This is a genomic window from Pseudomonas sp. B22(2017) (assembly GCF_002113105.1).
In the GTDB taxonomy this organism is placed as follows: Bacteria; Pseudomonadota; Gammaproteobacteria; order Pseudomonadales; family Pseudomonadaceae; genus Aquipseudomonas; species Aquipseudomonas asiatica.
Genome location: NZ_NEJN01000017.1, coordinates 1 through 20,054 on the forward strand (window position 1 = coordinate 1; position 20,054 = coordinate 20,054).

13 protein-coding genes are annotated in these 20,054 nt (G+C 63.5%); 3 read left to right on the forward strand and 10 right to left on the reverse strand.

Annotated elements, in window-relative coordinates; all coding sequences use genetic code 11:
- Together CAG18_RS23965 and CAG18_RS23970 are read right to left on the reverse strand one after the other, a co-directional pair.
- A protein-coding gene (locus CAG18_RS23965; RefSeq protein ID WP_085986357.1) for an IS5 family transposase occupies positions 1-856 on the reverse strand; the annotation gives its coding sequence in 2 pieces (ribosomal slippage) (positions 1-512 and positions 515-856; 854 coding nt annotated over the 2 pieces). This gene is flagged as partial in the annotation.
- A 43-nt stretch (positions 857-899) separates the two neighbouring features.
- Entirely contained in the window at positions 900-4,847 is a 3,948-nt protein-coding gene (locus tag CAG18_RS23970; protein ID WP_256573441.1) for an RHS repeat-associated core domain-containing protein, read from the reverse strand.
- Between the two features lie 307 nt (positions 4,848-5,154).
- Here CAG18_RS23970 and CAG18_RS23975 point away from each other — a divergent pair, with 307 nt between their 5' ends.
- From CAG18_RS23975 to CAG18_RS23985, 3 genes are read left to right on the forward strand one after another with little or no spacing between them, the layout of a single operon-like run.
- A complete protein-coding gene (locus tag CAG18_RS23975) occupies positions 5,155-6,393 on the forward strand; it encodes an exonuclease SbcCD subunit D C-terminal domain-containing protein (RefSeq protein WP_085721696.1) in 1,239 nt (412 codons plus the stop codon).
- Entirely contained in the window at positions 6,390-10,034 is a 3,645-nt protein-coding gene (locus CAG18_RS23980) for an AAA family ATPase (protein ID WP_085721697.1), read from the forward strand. Before CAG18_RS23975 ends, CAG18_RS23980 begins: the two co-directional genes overlap by 4 nt.
- Complete coding sequence (locus CAG18_RS23985) at positions 10,031-10,624, forward strand: glutathione S-transferase (RefSeq protein WP_047932973.1); 594 nt, start codon at positions 10,031-10,033, stop codon at positions 10,622-10,624. The genes CAG18_RS23980 and CAG18_RS23985 overlap by 4 nt, the downstream gene beginning before the upstream one ends.
- A 121-nt stretch (positions 10,625-10,745) precedes the next feature.
- On the opposite strand, the gene CAG18_RS23990 is transcribed toward CAG18_RS23985, so the two are convergent.
- From CAG18_RS23990 to CAG18_RS24025, 8 genes are all read right to left on the reverse strand, one after another.
- On the reverse strand, positions 10,746-10,925 hold the full coding sequence (locus CAG18_RS23990; protein ID WP_012271225.1) for a hypothetical protein: 180 nt from the start codon (positions 10,923-10,925) through the stop codon (positions 10,746-10,748).
- A gap of 122 nt (positions 10,926-11,047) precedes the next feature.
- Positions 11,048-12,178, reverse strand: coding sequence for a lactonase family protein (locus tag CAG18_RS23995; protein WP_223998072.1), 1,131 nt, complete (start codon positions 12,176-12,178; stop codon positions 11,048-11,050).
- Positions 12,144-12,434 carry a DUF5629 family protein gene (locus tag CAG18_RS24000; protein ID WP_015269450.1) on the reverse strand — a complete coding sequence of 97 codons (291 nt, stop codon included), beginning with the start codon at positions 12,432-12,434 and terminating at the stop codon, positions 12,144-12,146. The genes CAG18_RS23995 and CAG18_RS24000 overlap by 35 nt, the downstream gene beginning before the upstream one ends.
- Positions 12,435-12,585: 151 nt before the next feature.
- Positions 12,586-14,961, reverse strand: coding sequence for an RND family transporter (locus CAG18_RS24005; RefSeq protein WP_085721735.1), 2,376 nt, complete (start codon positions 14,959-14,961; stop codon positions 12,586-12,588).
- Between the two features lie 20 nt (positions 14,962-14,981).
- Positions 14,982-16,001, reverse strand: a complete 1,020-nt coding sequence (locus CAG18_RS24010; RefSeq protein WP_085721699.1) for a YCF48-related protein — start codon at positions 15,999-16,001, stop codon at positions 14,982-14,984.
- A 289-nt stretch (positions 16,002-16,290) separates the two neighbouring features.
- Entirely contained in the window at positions 16,291-18,948 is a 2,658-nt protein-coding gene (pepN, locus tag CAG18_RS24015; protein WP_085721700.1) for an aminopeptidase N, read from the reverse strand.
- 13 nt (positions 18,949-18,961) lie between these two features.
- Entirely contained in the window at positions 18,962-19,792 is an 831-nt protein-coding gene (locus tag CAG18_RS24020; RefSeq protein ID WP_015269447.1) for a DUF2797 domain-containing protein, read from the reverse strand.
- Positions 19,789-20,049 (reverse strand): YeaC family protein, encoded by a 261-nt coding sequence (locus tag CAG18_RS24025; protein WP_003260154.1) that lies wholly within the window; start codon positions 20,047-20,049, stop codon positions 19,789-19,791. Before CAG18_RS24025 ends, CAG18_RS24020 begins: the two co-directional genes overlap by 4 nt.
- Between the last annotated feature and the right edge of the window lie 5 nt (positions 20,050-20,054).

The following is a 20,054-nucleotide window of genomic DNA, read 5'->3' on the forward strand; positions in this document are numbered from 1 at the left end:
TAGGCTCTGTACGAAAAGAGATGTCGCAGACACCGCATGGAACAAGCCAGTGAGACCATGGCGGCATAGCTTTTCGCGAGCTTGTCGAAGCGCGTCACGATGCGGCGGTTCTCTTTCAGCCAGCCAAACATGCGCTCGATGATGTTGCGCTGTCGATATTTGGGCCGATCAAACAATCTGGGTAAGCCAGGCTTGGGTTTGCGCTTCATTGAGCGCATCGGGATGACGGGTTGCATGCGGTACTGGTCGCAGTAGCGGCGCAGCGCTTCGGCATCGTAGCCTTTGTCAGCAAGCAGCCATTTGCAGCGCTTGCGCGGACGACCTCGTTGGCTTGATGGAATGCTGACTTCGTCCAGCAGTGGCTGGGCGTAGCTGATGTCACTGGCTTGACCGCCAGAGAGAAGGAAGCGCAACGGTGTTCCGTTGGCGTCGCAGAGCATGTGGATCTTGGTTGTCAGGCCGCCGCGACTGCGGCCTAGAGCGTGATCGGCAGGCTCGTCAGGCCCCCTTTTTTCCCGGCGCCAGAAGAGGCTCGGGTTGCGCGTACAGCAGTTGAGTCGATCATCCAGGTTTGCAAATCGATCAAGCCTTGCTCATTCAATTTCAGGTGCAAGCGTTTGAGCATCTGATCGAACGTCCCCTGGTTTCGCCAGTCCCGGAACCGTTGATACACCGTTGACCACGGGCCAAATCGCTCCGGCATATCTCGCCACGCAGCACCCGAGCAGAGCACCCAGAGCACGCCATCGAGCATCAGCCGATCACTCAGGCGGGGCCGCCCCCGACCATGGGTTTCAGTGAAGAGATCGGCAACCAAAGCCCAAGCCTCATCCGAGAGTTCGTAACGCTTAGCCATCACAGAATTCCTTTCCGTAGATGGCGGATGACTCTACAAAATCTCAGCGTTCAAGGGGCAGCGATCGGGTTTCTCGGGATTTCGTACAGAGCCTAGATAGCTGCTGCGGGATAATATGATGCTTCTGGAAACCATCTATCGCAGGCATCGTATTATAGGTAATCCATCCCAAAGGATCCAGCCAGCTAACAGGGTTCGGCGCATATTGATATAAGTTTATTCCGCCTAACAAGCCTATTGGGTCATGCGATATATATTTACCGACCTCCGAATCATAGTAGCGGAACGTGTTGTAGTGCAGTCCCGTTTCGCTATCAAAGTACTGACCTTGGAAACGCAAATTCTGCTCGATCTCATTGATCGGCAGACTCTCTATTGCCCCCCACGAGCGATACGTCGCCTGCCAGACGATCTTACCGTCACTGTCCGTGACCTCCAGCGGCGTACCAATCTGGTCAGTATGGAAATAATAAAGCTTCTGCTCCTCTCCTTCCGCCTGATCAACCCGCGCCAACGGCGCATAGCTACCCGGCTCATACAGGTACAGGATGCTCTGCCCGGGCGTTTCCTCGCGCAGCATCCTCAGCCCTTGCCAGAGGAAGCGCTTCTGCTCGACCTGCCCATTGATCTCAGCCAGCTTGGCCACCCGCCGCCCCAGGCTGTCATAACGGTAGTGCCCGGCACTCTCCAGCTTGCCATTGCCCCATGTCTCCGCCCGCACCAGCCGGTTTTCACCGTCATAACCGAAGCGCTGCAACCGGTTGCCATATTCCGAGCATTTTTCGATCAGGTTGCCCCACGGGTCGTAACGGTACTCCTGGTCCCGCCAGTGTGTGATGCGGTTGTCCCTGGACTTGGCAAATTGCCGGGCATTGAAATCCAGGCGGTTGCCCGCAGGGTCGTAACGAAACTCTTCGCTGCCAACCAGCGAGCCCGTATCGCGGCTGCGCAACTGGCCGTTCGCTTCGTACTCGTACTTGATCTCGCCACACAGCTTGTCGAGCGTACGCACCAGTTCACCTGCCGGGTCGTACTGATAACGGCGGTGAATCGGGTTGTAGGCATGCTCCACCAGCAGCGAGGTATTGATGCCAGTGTTGTGCACTTGCGACAGCTTGTCGGCCGGCAGCATCGATGCGTATTGCCACGCCTTGCGCCCCATCGCGTCATAACCGAAACAACTGGTGAGCTTGCCTTGGGTCCGGTACACCTCCCGGTGCAGGTCGTCACGCTCCATGTCGCTGATCACCTGGCCATCCAGGTTCAGCTGGTGCAGGTGCCCGCTGCCGTAGTACAGGTGGTTGACCTTGCGGCCATCCGGCAGGGTCAGCGTAGTCAGGTTGCCGAGCGGATCGTACTCGTAGCCGAGCGTGCCGTCGGGGGTGATTTCTTTGGTCAGCCGCCCCAGCAGATCGTAGGCGTACTCCAGCTTCTCTTCCGTGATCCCTAGCTGCTTGCCGATCCCGGTCGGCTGCCGCTCGATGCTCAGCAACCGGTCTCCGTCGTCGTACGCGAAGGTCTGGCTCGCATCGCGGTTGATCTTGGCGACCAACCGGCCAATGCTGTCACGCTCGAACAGCGTATGCCGCTCCGGCCGCTCGGCATTTTCGCCATAACCAATCTCATCCAGCCGGGTCAGATGGCCGCCGAGGTTGTAGCTGAAACGCCGGGTCAGGTTATCCACCCGCACTTCTTCAGTCAGCCGGTCCGAGGCGTCATAGGCAAAGCGGTACGTGGCGTTGTTCTCGTTCACCAACCCGGTCAGGCGCCAAGCCTTGTCGTACTCGTAACGAACCACACCTCCTTTCGGGTCCCGGCGGTTACTCGGCAAACCACGGGAAGTGCGTAGCAGGCGGGTGATCTGGCCTTTGCCATCGGTGTGGTCGAGCACCTGACCAAGGTCGTTGTAGGTGAAAGTTTCCGCCGTGCCGTCGGGGTGACTGATGCGCAGCACCTCACCGTCAGGCTTGCGCTCCAGCGTGGTGGTCTGGTTCAGCGCATCGGTTACCGCGTCGAGGTGCTGGCGTTCGTCGTAGCGGTAGTAGGTGTTCTTGCCCGAACAATCCTGGTAACGCTCGACCTGGGCCAAGGTGTTCCACCACAGGTACTTGGACTTGTAGGTCGCGTCGATGATGGTGTGCGGCAGGCCGTCATCGCTGTTCAGGTATTCGGTCATTTGACCCAGGGCATCGAATTCGGCGAGCAGGTTGCCCTTGGCGTCGTAGCGCGCCCGCCAGGTGCTGCCATCCGGGTAACTGACCTGGGTCACCAGCGTGGTCAGGTGGTGATATTCGTAGGTGGTCTTGCGGCCCAGCGGGTCGGTCTCTTCGAGCAGACGGGAGAATTCGTCGTACTTGAATTGCAGGCAGCTACCGTCCGCCAAGGTCAGGTCGACCATGTTGCCATTGTCGTCCAACTCGGCGGCGTAGCGTTCGCCGCCGTAGTCGCGGCTGGCGATCACCCGGTGGTCGGGGTTGTACTGCACTTCCAGCTCGCGGCCGAGCACGTCGGTGGCCCAGCTGGTGCGGGCGTCGAGGCCGTAGCGGAAGTGGAAGCGTTCGCCATCGGTGGTCCAGTGCTCGACCACCCGCGGCTGGCCGCCGAGAGTTTCCCAACGGTAATGGCAGCTCAGGCCCAGTGCGTTGCTGTGGGTCACCATCAGGCCTTCGGCGTAGCTGAAACTGCGCACGGTGTGGCCGTTGCGGTTGATCACCGCGCTCAGCTGGCCGTGTTCATCGTAGCGGTACTGGGTGAGCGTTTCGACGGCCTGGTCGTTCACCACGCGCTTGATGTCGGTCAGGCGGCCCAGCGGGTGGTCGTAGTGCAGGTGCACGCGGGTACCGCCGGTGGCGCTGATGTCGGTCAGCGTACCATCGGGCGTGCGGGTAAAATGCAGGAAGTGACCGAGAACGTTCTCGATGCGTTGCAGCGGCACTTCGGTGTTGGTGTCTGGCACTTCGCCGAAGTAGAAGAACAGGTTGTCCAGCGTTTGCAGGATGTAGTGGCCGCCCTCGGTGCACACCAAGTACACCTGCTCGTGCGGGTTGTAGATCCGTTCGCCCGGTTGCAGGGTCACGAACGGGATTTCGCGGCCCTGGTTGTCGGTGAGGTAGATGAACGAGCCCTGGCGGCGCAGGGTCTGCTCCCAAGGCAGCACCCAGCCGCGCCCGAGCACGCTGTCGACGGTAAGGTCGCTGGCGTAGAAACGTGACCACTCGATCGGCATCAGCCCGGGCAGGCTGAAGTCGATCTCGTCGGGGATCAGCTTGCGACCGGTGGTGAGGTCGACCGGGTTGCCAACCAGTCCACCCAAAACCCTGCGTGCCATGGGTTCGACCATGTAGCGGGCGGCCACTTCGCCGGCAATGAAGCCGGCCGTGAATTTCAGGGCACAAGGTAGGGCGGCCTTCATACCGGCCTGGGTACCCATCTTGAGCACATTCGCGAGGCCACTGGCTGCGCCAGCAATCGCCATCAGCACATCCACGGTGGTGCGCAGCCAATCCGGGACTTCGTCATCCACGGGCAGGTAGCGGTAAGTGCCACCGCCGATGAAGACGTTGTTCGAACCCCCGGAAATGGTCGCGCCGCAGGTCAGCTTGTCGCCCTTGCGCGCCGCCGCGACGCCATTGATGAAGACATTGGTCGAGCCTTCGGCGATCTGCACCGGGCCAGGATGTTTGTCGCAGGCGCCGATGCTTTTTTCGACGCGGTCGGCCTTGCGGCTGTTGATGAACACGTTGGGTGAGGCAGTCGTTATCGTCCCTGAGGGGGATGAGAACAGACTTCCCAGTGCCTCGCCGGCAGCGGTCAGCAAGCTGCCCCCGAGACCTGCTGCGAGGCCGGCCAGCAAAGCCACGCCTAACCCGCAGGTGAAGGTGGCGATGGCCACCGTGGCCACCAGTGCGATACCCAGAGCAGCGCCCAGCAGGAAGCCGCCCAATGCGCCGGTGTGTGAAATCTCGTCGCCAAACCTGGCCGCTTCGAACATGAGGGGTTACTCCTGTTCGGCCAAGTTGTGCAACGTGAATGAACGACAAGACTGAAGCAGCGAGCGCTCGGTCAGATCCTTGATCATTGTTGCGTCCTTGAGGCTTGAAACCCAAGGACGCTAGGAAAACGCCGTTAGGCCGTCAATGAACAAGGCGTTCAGTGCGCGGACCTGCTTGTAGGAAAGCACTTACCCGCCAGGAGCGACTGCCTTGCCGCATAGGCTTGGGTTACCATACCGCCCTTGCGCAACACCCATCACCCAAGCCAAGCCCCCGCTTGCTCGACTCGACACCAACAGGTCATCCATGCGTCTGTTTCATACCTCCGACTGGCACCTGGGCCAAAGCCTGCACGGCCAGGAACGCGACTTCGAACACGCCTGCTTCCTCGACTGGCTGCTCGGCCAGCTGCGCCTGCGCCAGCCGGATGCGCTGCTGATCGCCGGCGATATCTTCGACACGGTCAACCCGCCGGTCAAAGCCCAGGAACGTCTCTACGACTTCATCGTCCAGGCCCACGAGCAACAGCCGAAGCTGGACATCGTGATGATCGCCGGCAACCACGACTCCGGCTCGCGCATCGAGCTGCCCGCGGCGCTGATGCGCCGCCTGCGCACCCATGCCCTGGGCCGTGTGCACTGGCTGGACGAGGGCCAGCTGGACGCCGAGCGCCTGCTGATTCCGCTGACCAACGGCCGCGGCAAGGTCGCCGCCTGGTGCCTGGCCCTGCCCTTCCTGCGCCCGGCCGAGGTGACCGGCCCGCAATTGGGCGACGACTACCTGCAAGGTATCACCCAGGTGCACCAGCAGCTGATCGCCGCCGCGCAAAAGAAGCGCAAGAAGGACCAGGCGCTGATCGCCATCAGCCACGCGCACATGGCCGGTGGCGCGGTGTCGGAGGACTCCGAGCGCAGCCTGATCATCGGCAACGCCGAGGCGCTGCCGGCCAAGCTGTTCGACAAGGCCATCAGCTACGTCGCCCTGGGCCACCTGCACAAGCCGCAGAAGGTCAACCGCGAAGAACGCATCCGCTACAGCGGCTCGCCGATCCCGCTGTCGTTCGCCGAAATCAACTACCCGCACCAAGTGCTGGAAGTGGAGCTGGACGGCACTGGCCTGGTCAGCGTCGAACCGCGCCCAGTACCGCGCGCCGTAGCCCTGCAACGGGTCGGTCCGGCACCACTGGGCGAACTACTGGAACAGTTGGCCGACCTGCCAGTGATCGACCTGCTCGAAGACCCCAACCGCCAGCCCTGGCTGGAGGTGCGGGTGATACTGGACGAGCCGCAACCCGACCTGCGCCAGCAGATCGAAACCGCACTGCAAGGCAAGGCCGTGCGCTTGATCCGCATCAGCGCCGAATACGCCGGCCGCAACAATGCCGAAGACGATGACCTGGCCTTTGTCGAACTGGCCCAGATGACCCCGCAGGACCTGTTCAGCCGCGCCTGGGAGCAAGCCTATGGCAACCCCGCCGACGAACAGGCGCTGGCCGACTTCGCCCTGCTGTTGCAGGACGTGCAGCAGGAAGAGGAACAGCCATGAAGATTCTTGCCATCCGCCTGAAGAACCTGGCATCCCTGGCCGGCCCGGTCGATATCGATTTCACCGCCGAACCGCTGGCCAGCGCCGGCCTGTTCGCCATCACCGGGCCTACCGGGGCGGGCAAAAGTACCCTGCTCGACGCCCTGTGCCTGGCGTTGTTCGGCACCGTGCCACGGCTGAACGACATTGGCCGCGAGGCCAAGGTGCCGGATGCAGACGGTGAAATCCCTACCTCCGACCCGCGCAACCTGCTGCGCCGCGGCACCGGCAGCGGCTTTGCCGAAGTCGATTTCGTCGGCATCGATGGTCGCCGCTACCGCGCCCGCTGGGAAGCCAACCGCGCCCGCGACAAGGCCAACGGCAAGCTGCAGCACAGCCGCCAGAGCTTCTACGACCTGGACAGCGAGCAGGTACTGGGCAGCGGTAAGAACGAGTACAAACAACTGGTCGAAGCCCGCCTGGGCCTGAACTTCGAACAGTTCACCCGCGCGGTGATGCTGGCCCAGAGCGAATTCGGCGCCTTCCTCAAGGCCGACGACAAAGAACGCAGCGAGCTGCTGGAAAAGCTCACCAACACCGCCATCTACACCCGCCTGGGCCAGCGGGCCTTCAGCAAGGCACGCGAAGCCGGCGAGGCCCACAATGCCCTGAAGGACCGTGCCAGCCATCTGCTGCCGATGGCCGCCGAAGCGCGCGCCGAGCTCGACCAGCGCCTGGAGCAGGCGCAACAGCAGTTCAAGGCCGACCAGGCTGGCGAGCGCCAGCTGGAGCAGCAACGCAACTGGCTGAACGAGCAGCGCCAGCTGCAGGCCCAGCACGCCGAAGCCGGCACCGCGCTGCAGGCCGCCGAGCAGGGCTGGCAACAACTGGCTGACCAGCGCCTGGACCTGGTGCGCCTGGAGCGCCTGGCCCCACAGCGCCACCAGTTCCACCGCCAGCAGGCACTGACCGCGCAACTGGCACCGCTGGCAGCGAAGATCGCCGAGCAACAGCAGCAGCAAGCCGAGCTGCAAGTGCGCACCAGCGAGCTCGAACAGGCGCTGGACGCCGCGCGTCAGGCACTTGCCGATAGCCTGGCCCAACACAGCGAGAACGCCCCTCGCCTGCGCCAGGCCTTTGCCGCCCAGGACAACCTGGCCCGCCTGGAGCAGGAGCTGGCAGCACAGCGCAGCGCAGGCCAGCAGGCCGAGCAGCAGGTCGCCGAAGGCCAGCAGCACCTGCAGCAGCTGGAAGACAACCAGCAGCGCAGCCTGCAGCAACTGGCGCAGATCGACACCGCGCTCGCCGACAGCCAGCACCTGGCGGGCCTGGCCAATGCCTGGCACGCCTACCTGCCGCAACTGAAGCAAGTGATGCTGATCGGTGGCCGCCTGGCCAAAGGCCGTGAAGAGCTGCCCGGCCTACAGGCCCAGGCCAGCCAGGCCAATGCGCACTTGCAGGCCGAGCGCGATGCCTTCGAGCTGCTGTTCCGCGAAGCCAAGGCCGAACCCCAGGCCCTGGCAGAACAGATCGACCTGCTGGGTGGCATGCTGCAGGACAACCGCAAGCAGCAGCGCGCCGTGGAGGAACTGTCACGCCTGCATGGCCGTGAACTGGAACTGCGCCAGCAGCTGGAGGCCGTGCGCCTGCGTCAGCAGCAGGCCATGCAGCAGCGCCAGCAGCTGATTACCGAAGGCACCGCCGCCAAGGCCGAGCTGGAGTCCGCCGAGCAAGCGCTCAACCTCACCCGCCAGTTGCTGGAACGCCAGCGCCTGGCACGTAACACCAGCGTCGAAGAGTTGCGCGGCCAGTTGCGCGACGGCGAACCCTGCCCGGTGTGCGGCAGCGCCGAGCACCCGTTCCACCAGCCTGAAGCGCTGCTGCAAAGCCTGGGTCGCCATGACCAGGCCGAAGAAGACGCCGCGCAGAAGCAGGTCGAAACCCTCAACAGCAAGCTGGTGGAGCTGCGCACCCAGCTGGGCGTGGTCAACGCCCAGCTCAAGGATTACCAGCAGCAACAGCAGCAACTGGGCGACCAGCTACAACCGCTGGTGGCCCAGGTGCAGGCGCACAGCCTGTGGCCCGCCCTGGCCCCGCAGGACGACAATGCCCGCAGTGCCTGGCTCGACAGCCAGCTGCGACGCCTGGACGAAGAAATCGGCCAGGACGAGAAACGCCAGAGCGCCCTGCTCGCCCTGCAAAAAGATGCAGCCCGTCTCAACCAGCAACTGCAGGCCGCCCAGCAGGCGCAACAGCAGGCCCAGCGCCACCTGGAGCAACAGCACCAGGCCCTGGCCAGTGACGAGCAGCAGTTGCAGCAAGGCCTTGAGGACCTTGCCGGCGTATTGCCCGAAGAGGCCCTCAAGGCCTTGAACGACGAACCGGCCAATGCCTTCCTCGCCCTGGACCAGCAGATCGCCCTGCGCCTGCAGCAACTGGAGCAGCGCAAGGACGAACAGGAAGAACAGCAAGCCCGCCAGGCCCAGCTGGACAAGCTGCGCGACCAGCAGCAGGCACGCGTGCAGACCCAGCAGCAGTTGCAGCAGAAACTTGCCGCCCTCGACGAGCAGCGCCAACAGGCCCAGGCTTCGCTTGGCGAACTGCTTGGCGGGCATGCAAGCGCCGAGGCCTGGCAACAGCATATGGACGCCGCGCTGGAGCAGGCCCGCGCCCTCGATGCCGACACTGCCCAGCGCCTGCAGGACTTGCGTACCCAAGGCGTGCAACTGGCCAGCGAACTCAAGGCCAACACCCAGCAGCAGCAGGCGCTGGACGCTGAGTGCCAGCAGTTGCAGGGCCAGATCGCCCAGTGGCGCGCAGAACACCCGGAACTGGACGACGCCGGCCTGGATCGCCTGCTGGGCATGGAGGACGCGCAGGTAAATGAGCTGCGCCAGCGCCTGCAAGGCGCCGAAAAGGCCATCGAACAGGGCCGCGTGCTGCTGCAAGAACGTGAACAACGCCTGCAGCAACATGCCGCGCAAATGACTGTGGACACCTCGGCAGACGCCCTGGAACAGGCCCTGACCGAACTGCGCGAACGCCTGGCCGGCCATGAGCAGCAATGCGCCGAACTGCGTGCACAGCAGGCCGATGACCAGCGTCGCCAACAGGCGCACCAGGCGCTGGCGGCGGAAATCGAACAGGCCCACCAGCAGTGGCAACGCTGGGCTCGCCTGAACGCCCTGATCGGCTCGGCCTCGGGCGATGTGTTCCGCAAGATCGCCCAGGGCTACAACCTCGACCTGCTGCTGCACCACGCCAACGCCCAGCTGCGCCAGCTGGCCCGCCGTTACCGCCTCAAGCGCGGCGGCAGCGCCCTCGGCCTGCTGGTGCTGGACACCGAGATGGGTGACGAACTGCGTTCGGTGCACTCGCTGTCTGGCGGGGAAACCTTCCTGGTGTCGCTGGCCCTGGCCCTGGGCCTGGCCTCGATGGCCTCCAGCACGCTGCGCATCGAATCGCTGTTCATCGACGAAGGCTTCGGCAGCCTCGACCCCGAGTCGCTGCAACTGGCCATGGACGCCCTCGACGGCTTGCAGGCCCAGGGCCGCAAGGTGGCGGTGATTTCCCACGTGCAGGAAATGCACGAACGCATCCCGGTGCAGATCCAGGTGCGCCGCCAAGGCAATGGCCTGAGTGACGTGGAGGTGTGCGGGTGATCCTCTACTCGTTCCGCCGCTGCCCCTGGGCCATGCGCGCGCGCCTGGCCCTGCGCTATGCGGGGTGCGAGGTGGAGATTCGCGAGGTAGCGATGAAGAACAAGCCGGCAGAACTGCTGGCCTTGTCACCCAAGGGCACGGTGCCGGTACTGGATACCGGCGCCGGGGTGCTCGAAGAAAGCCTGGACATCATGCGCTGGGCGCTGGCGCAAAACGACCCGCAGGACTGGCGGCTGCAGGCCGACCCTGCGGCGGCGCAGCAGGCTGAAACACTGATTGCGCGCAACGACAGCACGTTCAAGGCGCAGGTGAACCTGTACAAGTATGCCGAGCGCTACCCCGAGCATACCCGCGAGCATTACCGCCAGCAGGCCGAGGCCTGGCTGGCGGAGCTCGAAGGCCTGCTGGCGGGCAGGCCCTACTTGCTGGCCACGCACCCGAGCATTGCCGATGCCGCGTTGCTGCCCCTGATGCGCCAGTTTGCCGGGGTCGAACCGCAGTGGTTCGCCGAGGCGGCTTATCCGCGGGTGCGGAGCTGGCTGGAGGGGTGGTTGGCTTCGGAGCTGTTCAGGTCAGTCATGGCCAAATGAACGCTGTTTCCTGTACTGGCCCTATCGCCGGCAAGCCAGCTCCCACAGGTACGGCGCTGGACCTGAGGCCTGCTCAACCCCTGTGGGAGCTGGCTTGCCGGCGATAGGGCCAGTACAGGATTCAGTGGTTGTGTTTGCCACTCAATGCCGCATGGAAGTTGGCACTCTGGCGCAGGTACTGTTCGGTGTAGCTATGGGTAGCGGACGCCTTGCCGCTGCTGTCGGCATGGGCATGCGCTGGCAATACGACCGAAGCGGAAATGGCGGATGCGGCAATGACCGGGAAGAGATTGAAGTTCATCTGGGCTGACCTCGACGGCGGTGGTTTGACGTTGGCCCGTTTGGGCCTTGGGTCAAACTTACGCCGCCGAAGCCGCAGGCAAAAATTCATTGCGGCAGTATCGATTATCACGCCGATCGATATCACTCGATGAACTTCAGGTCCGACGGTGCCTCCTGCTTCAGCTTCTGCACCGTCTCCAACAACTTGCCGCTGCGCGGATCGCGGCGTATCACCACGATCTGGTTGCTCTTCTGGTTGGCCACCAGCAGGAAGTTGTCACTCGGATCGAGGGCGAACTCGCGGGGATGATCCCCCTCCACCGAACGGCGCTGCAGGAACGTCAGTTGGCCATCCTGCTTGCCCACGCTGAACGCCACGATCTCGTTGGCCGTGCCGCGGTTGCTCACATACAGAAAGCGCCCGTCTGCCGACAGGTGCAAGCCACCTGCCGCTTTCGCCGCAGCTTCCTTGCTCTCGGTCAGGGGCAGGCGCTGGCGTTCGACCAGGTTGCCCTCCTGCACGTCGAACATCACCACTTCGGCACTCATTTCCAGGGTCAGGTAGGCGTGACGGCCCTTGGCGTCGAACAACAGGTGGCGCGGCCCGCTGCCCGGCGGCAGGTCCACCGACGCGGGGATCGCTGGCGTCAACGGGTGGTCTGCGCTGGCACCGTCGTAACGGTAGATGAACACCTTGTCGGCACCCAGGTCGCTGGCATACAGGTGGCGGCCGTCCGGTGACAGCACCAGCGAATGCACATGGGCGCCGGCCTGGCGCTCGGGGTTGACCCCGCTCGCCTTGTGCCGGGCCTGTTGCACCACCGGCTTGAGCTTGCCGTCCTTGGCCACCGGAACTACCACCAGGCTGCCGCCGGGATCGGGCTTGACTGCGTAGTTGGCCACGAACAGATAACGCTGGTCCTGGCTGAGGCTGGCGTGGGTCGGTTGGTCACCTTGGCTGGTCACCTGGTTGAGTGCCTTGATCTCGCCTTTTGCACTGACGATGAAACTGCTGACATTGCCGTTCGGGGTTTCGTTGACCGCGAACAGTTGGCGTTGATCGGCCGACAGCACCAGCCATGAAGGGCTGACACTCTCCACCACCTGCTGCGGCGACGGGTCGATATGACCGGTCTTTTCGTCGAACCCGTAGCGGTAGATGCCCTCGCTGGCGCCATCGGTGTAACTGCCCACCAGCAAGGTGGCGGCGTGGGCATGGATGGTCAGGCTCATCAGGCTAGCGGTCAGCAGGCTCGTCCAGATCCGATTCATCTTCGTCATCATCCGGGGCGCGAAAGGCACTCATACAGACTAGTCGATGCGCGCCGTCGGCATCGTCGAGTTGCCACTCGTCACCCACGGCGATGGCAGCTGTGATCTGCTCGGGGGTGAAGGACCAGCGGCGGAGCTGGCGGCCGTCCATGCATTCGATGGTGAGGCCGGATTCATCGGAGGTGAAGTCGAAGGCGTGCAGGCCGTCGATCAGGAGCATGTCGCAGGACTGCAGGGCGGTGGCGAGGGGGGACATGGGGGTACCAATCTGAAATGAGTTGGCATTATAGCCTTGGGGCTGCCTTGCAGCCCATTCGAGCACAAGGCTGCTCCTACAGAAGGCTCGCGGTCCCCCCTGTAGAAGCAGCCTTGTGCTGCGAATGGGCCGCAAAGCGGCCCCCGGCAATTCAATGAGCGAAAATGGAGCCCCCCTCCTTGCCCACCATCTTCTCAGGCTTGATCAGGAACCTTGCCAGCGCCGGCAGCAGCCACAGCGCCCCGAACATGTTCCACAGCAGCATGAAGGTCAGCATCAACCCCATGTCCGCCTGGAACTTGATCGCCGAGAAAATCCAGGTGCACACGCCGATGGCCAGGCACAAGCCGGTGAACAGCACTGCCTTGCCGGTCGAGCGCAGGGTCTCGTAATACGCCTCCTGCAACGGCAACCCGGCGCGCAGGAAGCTTTCCAGCCGGCTGTAGATGTAGATGCCATAGTCCACGCCAATGCCCACACCCAGCGCCACCACCGGCAAGGTCGCCACCTTGACCCCGATGCCCATGTAGGCCATCAGCGCGTTGCCCAGCACCGAGGTCAGCACCAGCGGCAGGACGATACACAGGGTGGCGGCGAACGAGCGGAAGGTAATCAGGCACATCACCGCCACGCAGATGTACACCAGGATCAGGATGGTCAGCTCGGCCGACTTGATCACCTCGTTGGTCGCCGCTTCGATCCCGGCGTTGCCCGCCGCCAGCAGGAACTGCAGGCCTTCCTTGTTGTGGCTGTCGGCAAACGCCTTGGCCACGGCAGTGACCCGCTCCAGGGTTTCGGCCTTGTGGTCGTTGAGGAACACCAGCACCGGTGCCAGCGAGCAGTCGCCGTTGTACAGGCCATCGGCGCGGGCGATGGAGTTGTTGAGGATGTCCGGGTTGCGCGACAGGGTTTCCCATTTCAGGCTGCCCTCGTTCATGCCCTTGATCACCTGCTTGGACACGGTCACGAGGGAAATTGCCGACTGCACGCCTGGGGTGTTCTGCATGGTCCACATCAGCTCGTCGATCGGCGCCATGGTCGAGTGAATCGAGCAGCTTTCCGGCGGGGTCTTGACCATGATCACCAGCACATCGGAACTGGTCGAGTAGTTACTGATGATGAAGTTGTTGTCCTGGTTGTAGCGCGAGTCCGGGCGCAGCTCCGGCGCGCCCTGGTCGAGGTCGCCGATCTTCAGGTTCTGGCTGTACCACAGGCCACCGGCGAAGGCGACCAGCGCCAGGGCCACCGATACAGGCGCCACCTTGGCACTGGCGAAGTTCGACAACAGGCGCCAGAACGGGTGCTCGCGGGTGGCGTCCTGCTTGCTGCGCTCGACGGCCTTCTTGCTGATGCCGACGTAGGAGATGGCTACCGGCAGCAGGATGAGGTTGGTGAACACGATCACCGCCACACCGATGGAAGCACCGATGGCCAGTTCACGAATCACGCCGATGTCGATGATCAGCAAGGTGATGAAGCCCACGGCGTCGGCGAGAATGGCGATCATCCCAGGCAGGAACAGCTGGCGGAAGGTGCGCCGGGCAGCGGTCAGGGCGTTGTCGGCATCACTCGACTGCAGGGCGATACCGTTGATCTTCTGCACCCCGTGGGAAATGCCGATGGCGAAGATCAGGAACGGCACCAGCATCGAGTACGGGTCCAGGCCAAAGCCCACCGCATGCATCAGGCCCAGCTGCCAGACCACTGCCACCAGGGTGGTGATGAGCACGGCGATGGTGCTGCGGATGCACCAGGTGAACCAGTACAGCAGCACCCAGGTGATGGCCAGGGCGACGCCGAAGAACATCGCCACCATCACCAGGCCGTCGATCAGGTCGCCGACCTTCTTGGCGAAGCCGACGATGTGCACCTTCACGTTGGGGTTCTGCGCCTGGAACTTGTCACGGATCTTTTCTTCAAGCTGGTGCGAGAACTGCTGGTAGTCCAGCTTCACCTGCTTGCCCGGGTCCTGCGGGTCGGGGTAGCTCTCCAGCAGTGGCACATCGACGATGCTGGACTTGAAATTGTTGCCCACCAGGCGCCCCACCTGGCCCGACTTGAGCACGTTGTCGCGCAGGGTGTCGAGGCTGTCCTGCGAGCCGTTGTAGGTGTTGGGAATCACCTCGCCACCCGAGAAGCCTTCCTCGGTGACCTCGCTCCAGCGCACGCTGGGGCTCCACAGCGACTTCAACCCGGCACGGTCGACGCCAGGGATGTAGAACACCTCGTCATGGATCTGCCGCAGGGTCTCCATGTAGTCCTTGTCGAAGATGTCGCCATTCACGGCCTCCACCGAAATGCGCACGGTGTTGCCGAGGTTGGCCAGGTCGTTGCGGTGCTCCATCATCTGCTCGATGAACGGGTGCTGCAGCGGGATCATCTTCTCGAAGCTGGTGGACGGGCGAATCTGCGTGGCCTGCCAGAACAGGAAGATGCTGACCAGCACGCACAGGGCGATGACCATGGGGCGATTGTTGAAGATCAGGCGTTCGAGCAACGTGGCCTTGTCCTGGTGATGCGGATGCATGGTGATGCTCTCCCTGCTGGTCATGGACGCACCTCCTGGTCAGCACCCTGCGGGTCAGCCAGGTGCACGCCACCCTGCCCTACCAGCAGCAGGCCGCCATCGGCCAGGCCGCTGACGCCGGCCAGGGCAATGCGGTCGGCGCGGTTGTAGACACTGAAGGTCTGGCCGTCATCGGTACTGCGCAGCACGCTGCCGCCATTGCCGACCAGCACCAGGCTACCGTCCTCGACAAGCGTAGCGCCTGCCAGGCCGAATTCGAGGGTGCCACGTGCGGCCTTGAGCTCGATCGGTTGCCAGCTGTCACCGAAATCGGTGGAGCGGAACAGGTTGCCGCGCAGGCCGTAGGCCAGCAATGTGCGCGGCTGTGCAGTGCCGATCACGCCGAACAGCGATCCCTCGTAGGGGCCTTGAACCTTGGCCCAGGTCTGGCCGTTGTCGGCTGAGCGGAACATGCCGCCCTGCTCGCCGACAATGAACAGGCCCGCGTCACGCACCTGGGCGATACCGTTCAGGTGCAGCTGGTCGGGGTTGTCCAGGCGCTCGGCCACGTCCTGCCAGTGCTGGCCGCCGTCGGTGGTTTCCAGCAAGGCGCCGTAGGCACCTACGGCAAAGCCGTGCCGGGCGTCGAGGAAGGCGACATCGAGCAAGGGTGCTTCGCGGGGCAGGTCTTCGAACTGCTTGCTCCAGGTGGCACCACCATCGCTGCTGGCGAGCACCAGCGCATCGTGGCCGACGGCCCAGCCGCGCTTGTCGTCGAGGAAGAACACCGCGGTCAGCAGTTGCCGGGTGGGCACCCGCGCCTGGGTCCAGGTTCTGCCCTGGTCGTCGGAGAACAGGATATGACCGCGATCGCCCACTACCACCAGGCGCTTACCGGCATGGGTGGCGTCGATCAGCAGGCTTTGGCTGGCCTTGGCCGATTCGGTGGAATATTCGTCGGCGGCAGCGGCTTGCACGCTGTCAGCCCACACGCCGAGCCCCAGCGCCAGTACCGCGCTGGCTGCCAATGGCCAGGCAAAGCGCCTGTTCTGTTCCCTCATGACTGTCCCCCTGTTGTGTTCTTGTCTGGTGGGTCAATGCACTGCAGGTACTGCGAAAAGCCTGATCTAGAGGCCCGCAATAGCTTGAGGGGATCGTAGCGGGGATATTTGCGGGAACACAACGGGCGGGGTGTTATGTTTTGTTGTCGGCTGTAAAAAGCCGGGGGCCGCTGTGCGGCCCATCGCCGGCAAGCCAGCTCCCACAGGGACAGCACATGCCTTGACGGCAGTGGAGTACCTGTGGGAGCTGGCTTGCCGGCGATGGGCTGCAAAGCAGCCCCCTTGGCCCTTAAGCCAGGCTCTTGCTCACCACTTCATACACATCACTGGACAACTCACCAGAAGCCAGAATCCGCTCCAGCTCGCCCTTCATCAGGGCCTGACGCGCAGCGTCATACTTGCGCCAGCGGGTCAGTGGTGCCAGTTGCCGCGAAGCGATCTGCGGGTTCAGCGCATTCAGCTCGATCACCAGGTCCGCCAGGAAGCGGTAGCCCGAGCCATCCGCCGCATGGAAGTTGACCAGGTTCTGCCCGGCAAAGGCGCCGATCAGCGCACGTACCTTGTTCGGGTTCTTCAGGGTGAACGCCGGGTGCTGCATCAGCGCCTTGACCCGCGCCAGCCCGCCCGGCAGCGTACTGGCCGCCTGCACGCTGAACCACTGGTCCATGACCAGCGGGTTGTCCTTGAAGTGCTCGGCAAAGGCTTCCAGCGCCTTGGCCCGCTCGGCCTCGAACGGCGAGTTGACCAGCACGGCCAGGGCGGTAAGGCGCTCGGTCATGTTGTCACAGTGCTCGAACTGCTCCAAAGTCGCCTGCAGCACCTGCGGCTTGCCGCTCTGCATCAGGTACGACAGCGCGATGTTCTGCAGGCTGCGGCGAGCGAAATGCTCGGCCGAGGCCACGTAGGCGGTGCTGCGCGACACTTCGCGGTTGGCCTGGTAGCGCGCCCACAGGGCTTCGAACAGCTTCTCGGCGATCTGCTGGCGGGCGAACTCGCGGGCGGCGTGGATGGCGTCCACATCGGCCACCTGGCTGATTTCGGTGAGGTAGGCCTCACCCGGCAGCGAGAGCATTTCGGCAACCATGGCCGGGTCCAGCGACTCGTTGCCGAGCACGGTGCCCAGGGCGGTGATCAGGCGCTGGTCGAGCTTCAGTGCTTCGCCGCGCTGATGCTGGCCGATCAGCTCCTGCAGCACCTGCACCGACAACTGCTGCCCCGCCTCCCAGCGGTTGAAGCCGTCGCTGTCGTGTTGCATCAGGAACATCAGCTGGTCGCGGTCGTAGGGGAAGCTCAGCTTGACCGGTGCACTGAAACCACGCAGCAGCGACGGCAGCGGTTTGGCCTGGATACCCTGGAAGGTGAAGGTCTGCTCGGCCTCGGTCACCGACAGCACGCGGCTGGTGCCCTGCGCCGTATCTTCACCGGCCAGTTGCAGCGGCAGGTCGTTGCCTGCAGCATCCAGCAGGCCAAGCTCCACCGGGATCACGAACGGCAGCTTTTCGGCCTTGTCCGGGGTCTGCGGGCAGCTTTGGCGGAAGGTCAGGCTGTAGGTTTGCGCGGCCGCGTCATAGGCCTCGCTGACTTCCAGGCGCGGGGTGCCGGCCTGGTTGTACCAGCGCTTGAACTGGGTGAAGTCGACGCCGTTGGCGTCTTCCATGGCCTTGATGAAATCGTCGGTGGTCACCGCCTGGCCATCGTGGCGTTCGAAGTACAGGTCGCTGCCCTTGCGGAAGCCGTCGGCGCCCAGCAGGGTACGAACCATGCGCACCACTTCGGCGCCCTTCTCGTACACGGTCAGGGTGTAGAAGTTGGAGATCTCGATGAAGCTGTCCGGGCGCACCGGGTGGGCCATGGGGCCAGCGTCTTCGGCGAACTGGTGAGTACGCAGGTAGGCCACGTCTTCGATGCGCTTGACCGTGCGCGAGTTCATGTCGGCGCTGAACTCGGCATCGCGGAACACCGTGAAGCCTTCCTTCAGCGACAGCTGGAACCAGTCACGGCAGGTGACGCGGTTGCCCGACCAGTTGTGGAAATACTCGTGGGCAACCACGCCTTCGACGCGCTGGTGGGCGGCATCGGTGGCGGTTTCGGCACGGGCCAGCACACAGCTGGAGTTGAAGATGTTCAGGCCTTTGTTTTCCATGGCGCCCATGTTGAAGTCGTTGACCGCGACGATCATGAAGATGTCCAGGTCGTACTCGCGGCCATAGACTTCTTCGTCCCAGCGCATGGACTTCTTCAGGCTGACCATGGCGTGGTCGCACTTGTCGATGTTCTCGGGCTCGACATAGATGCGCAGGGTCACGTCACGGCCGGACTGGCGGGTGAAGCTGTCCTCGACGCACCACAGGTCACCGGCCACCAGGGCGAACAGGTAGGCCGGCTTCATGAACGGGTCTTCCCAGGTCGCCCAGTGGCGACCATCGTCTGCCGGCCCGCTGCCGATCGGGTTGCCGTTCGACAGCAATACCGGGTAGCGATGCTGCTCGGCGATCACCGTGGTGGTGAAGGTGCTCATCACATCCGGACGATCGAGGTAGTAGGTGATCTTGCGGAAGCCTTCGGCCTCGCACTGGGTGCAGAACATCTTGCCCGACTTGTACAAGCCTTCCAGCGCGGTGTTGCTCTCGGGGTGGATCTTCACGCTGGTGTCGAGGGTGAAGCGCTCGGCCTTGGGCTGCACGGTCAGGCTGTCGGCGTCGAGCTGGTAGTCGCCCGGCTGGAGTTCCTGGTCATCCAGCGAGGCGCGCAGCAGCTCAAGCTGCTGGCCATCGAGTACCAGTGGCGGCAGGCCGGCACCGCGTGCCGGGTTGCGGCGCATGACCAGTTGCGCGTGAACCAGGGTATGGTCCTCGAACAGCTCGAAGGTCAGGTGCGTCTCGTCGATCAGGTACTCGGGCGCCTGGTAATCCTTGAGGTAGATCACTTGCGGTTGTTCGGTACGCATGTGCAGGTCCTTTTTACTGGAGTACGGCCAACTGGTAGGCCGTGTACTTGCGAATATTGATCACACCGGTGTCGAAGATCAGGTACTGGCCCTTGATGCCCAGCAGCGTGCCTTCCACTACCGGGTCCTTGTCGAGGTTGAAGCTGACGATCTTCGATGGGTAGGCCTCGACCGGGTACTTCATCTGCACCACTTCGGCATCGGCCAGCGGCTGAACCGCCTGCAGGCCGAAACGCCCCTGCAGCTCGCGCAAGCCATCGGCACAGGCGTCGAAGACCTGTTCACGAATGGCCACCAGGTCGAGCTCCTCGGCATCGCCCTTGAGCAGGGCGCGCCAGTTGGTGCGATCCGGCACCTGGCTGCGCAGCAAGTCTTCGACCAGGCCGGACTGCTGGCGGGTGGCCACGCGCACGATCGGCAAGGCCTGGCTGGCGCCCTGGTCGAGCCAGCGGGTGGGCAGCTGGGTGGCGCGGGTGATACCGACCTTGATCCCCGACGAGTTGGCCAGGTAGACCACATGGTCGGTCATGCAGAACTGTTCGCCCCACGACGGTTCGCGGCAGGTGCCGGCGTCGTAGTGGCACTTTTCCGGGGCCATGATGCACACGTCGCACTGGGCCAGTTTGGTCATGCACGGGTAGCAGTAACCCTGGCTGAAGCTGGTCTTGGTGCGCTTGCCACAATGGCTGCAGTGAATGGCGCCAAGGTACTCAAGGCGCAGGCGCTGGCCGATCAGCGGGTTGACCGGCACCTGCGTGTCATCAAGGCGAAAGCTGTACTGCACCACTGGCGCCTGCAGGCTTACCGCCATCTTGCTCAACGAGCCACGAGCGAGTTCGATCAATGTACCGAGTCCGACTTGAACAGAATGTTGGCGATCGGCGCGGACTTCGAGGCGCATTCCTGCGGGCCCATGTAGCCGGTACGCTGGTCTTCGGGCAGGTTTTTCATCTCCCAGGCGATTACCGCCTGCAGCGACAGCTCTTTCTGCTCGGCAGTGAGCTTGCGGCCATCCGACCATTTGCCGATTTCCACGGCCAGTTTCAGGCTCTCGTAGATTTCCGGGGTGATGTTTTCGATCATTTGCGCGAAAGTGGACATAGTGT

Coding starts and splice junctions, on each gene's coding strand:
- CAG18_RS24000 (WP_015269450.1), bottom strand. CDS start 12,434: ATGTCCCCCCTCGCCACCGCCCTGCAGTCCTGCGACATGCTCCTGATC.
- CAG18_RS24010 (WP_085721699.1), bottom strand. CDS start 16,001: ATGAGGGAACAGAACAGGCGCTTTGCCTGGCCATTGGCAGCCAGCGCG.
- CAG18_RS23970 (WP_256573441.1), bottom strand. CDS start 4,847: ATGTTCGAAGCGGCCAGGTTTGGCGACGAGATTTCACACACCGGCGCA.
- CAG18_RS24025 (WP_003260154.1), bottom strand. CDS start 20,049: ATGTCCACTTTCGCGCAAATGATCGAAAACATCACCCCGGAAATCTAC.
- CAG18_RS23990 (WP_012271225.1), bottom strand. CDS start 10,925: ATGAACTTCAATCTCTTCCCGGTCATTGCCGCATCCGCCATTTCCGCT.
- CAG18_RS23975 (WP_085721696.1), top strand. CDS start 5,155: ATGCGTCTGTTTCATACCTCCGACTGGCACCTGGGCCAAAGCCTGCAC.
- CAG18_RS24005 (WP_085721735.1), bottom strand. CDS start 14,961: ATGCATCCGCATCACCAGGACAAGGCCACGTTGCTCGAACGCCTGATC.
- pepN (WP_085721700.1), bottom strand. CDS start 18,948: ATGCGTACCGAACAACCGCAAGTGATCTACCTCAAGGATTACCAGGCG.
- CAG18_RS23995 (WP_223998072.1), bottom strand. CDS start 12,178: ATGAATCGGATCTGGACGAGCCTGCTGACCGCTAGCCTGATGAGCCTG.
- CAG18_RS23980 (WP_085721697.1), top strand. CDS start 6,390: ATGAAGATTCTTGCCATCCGCCTGAAGAACCTGGCATCCCTGGCCGGC.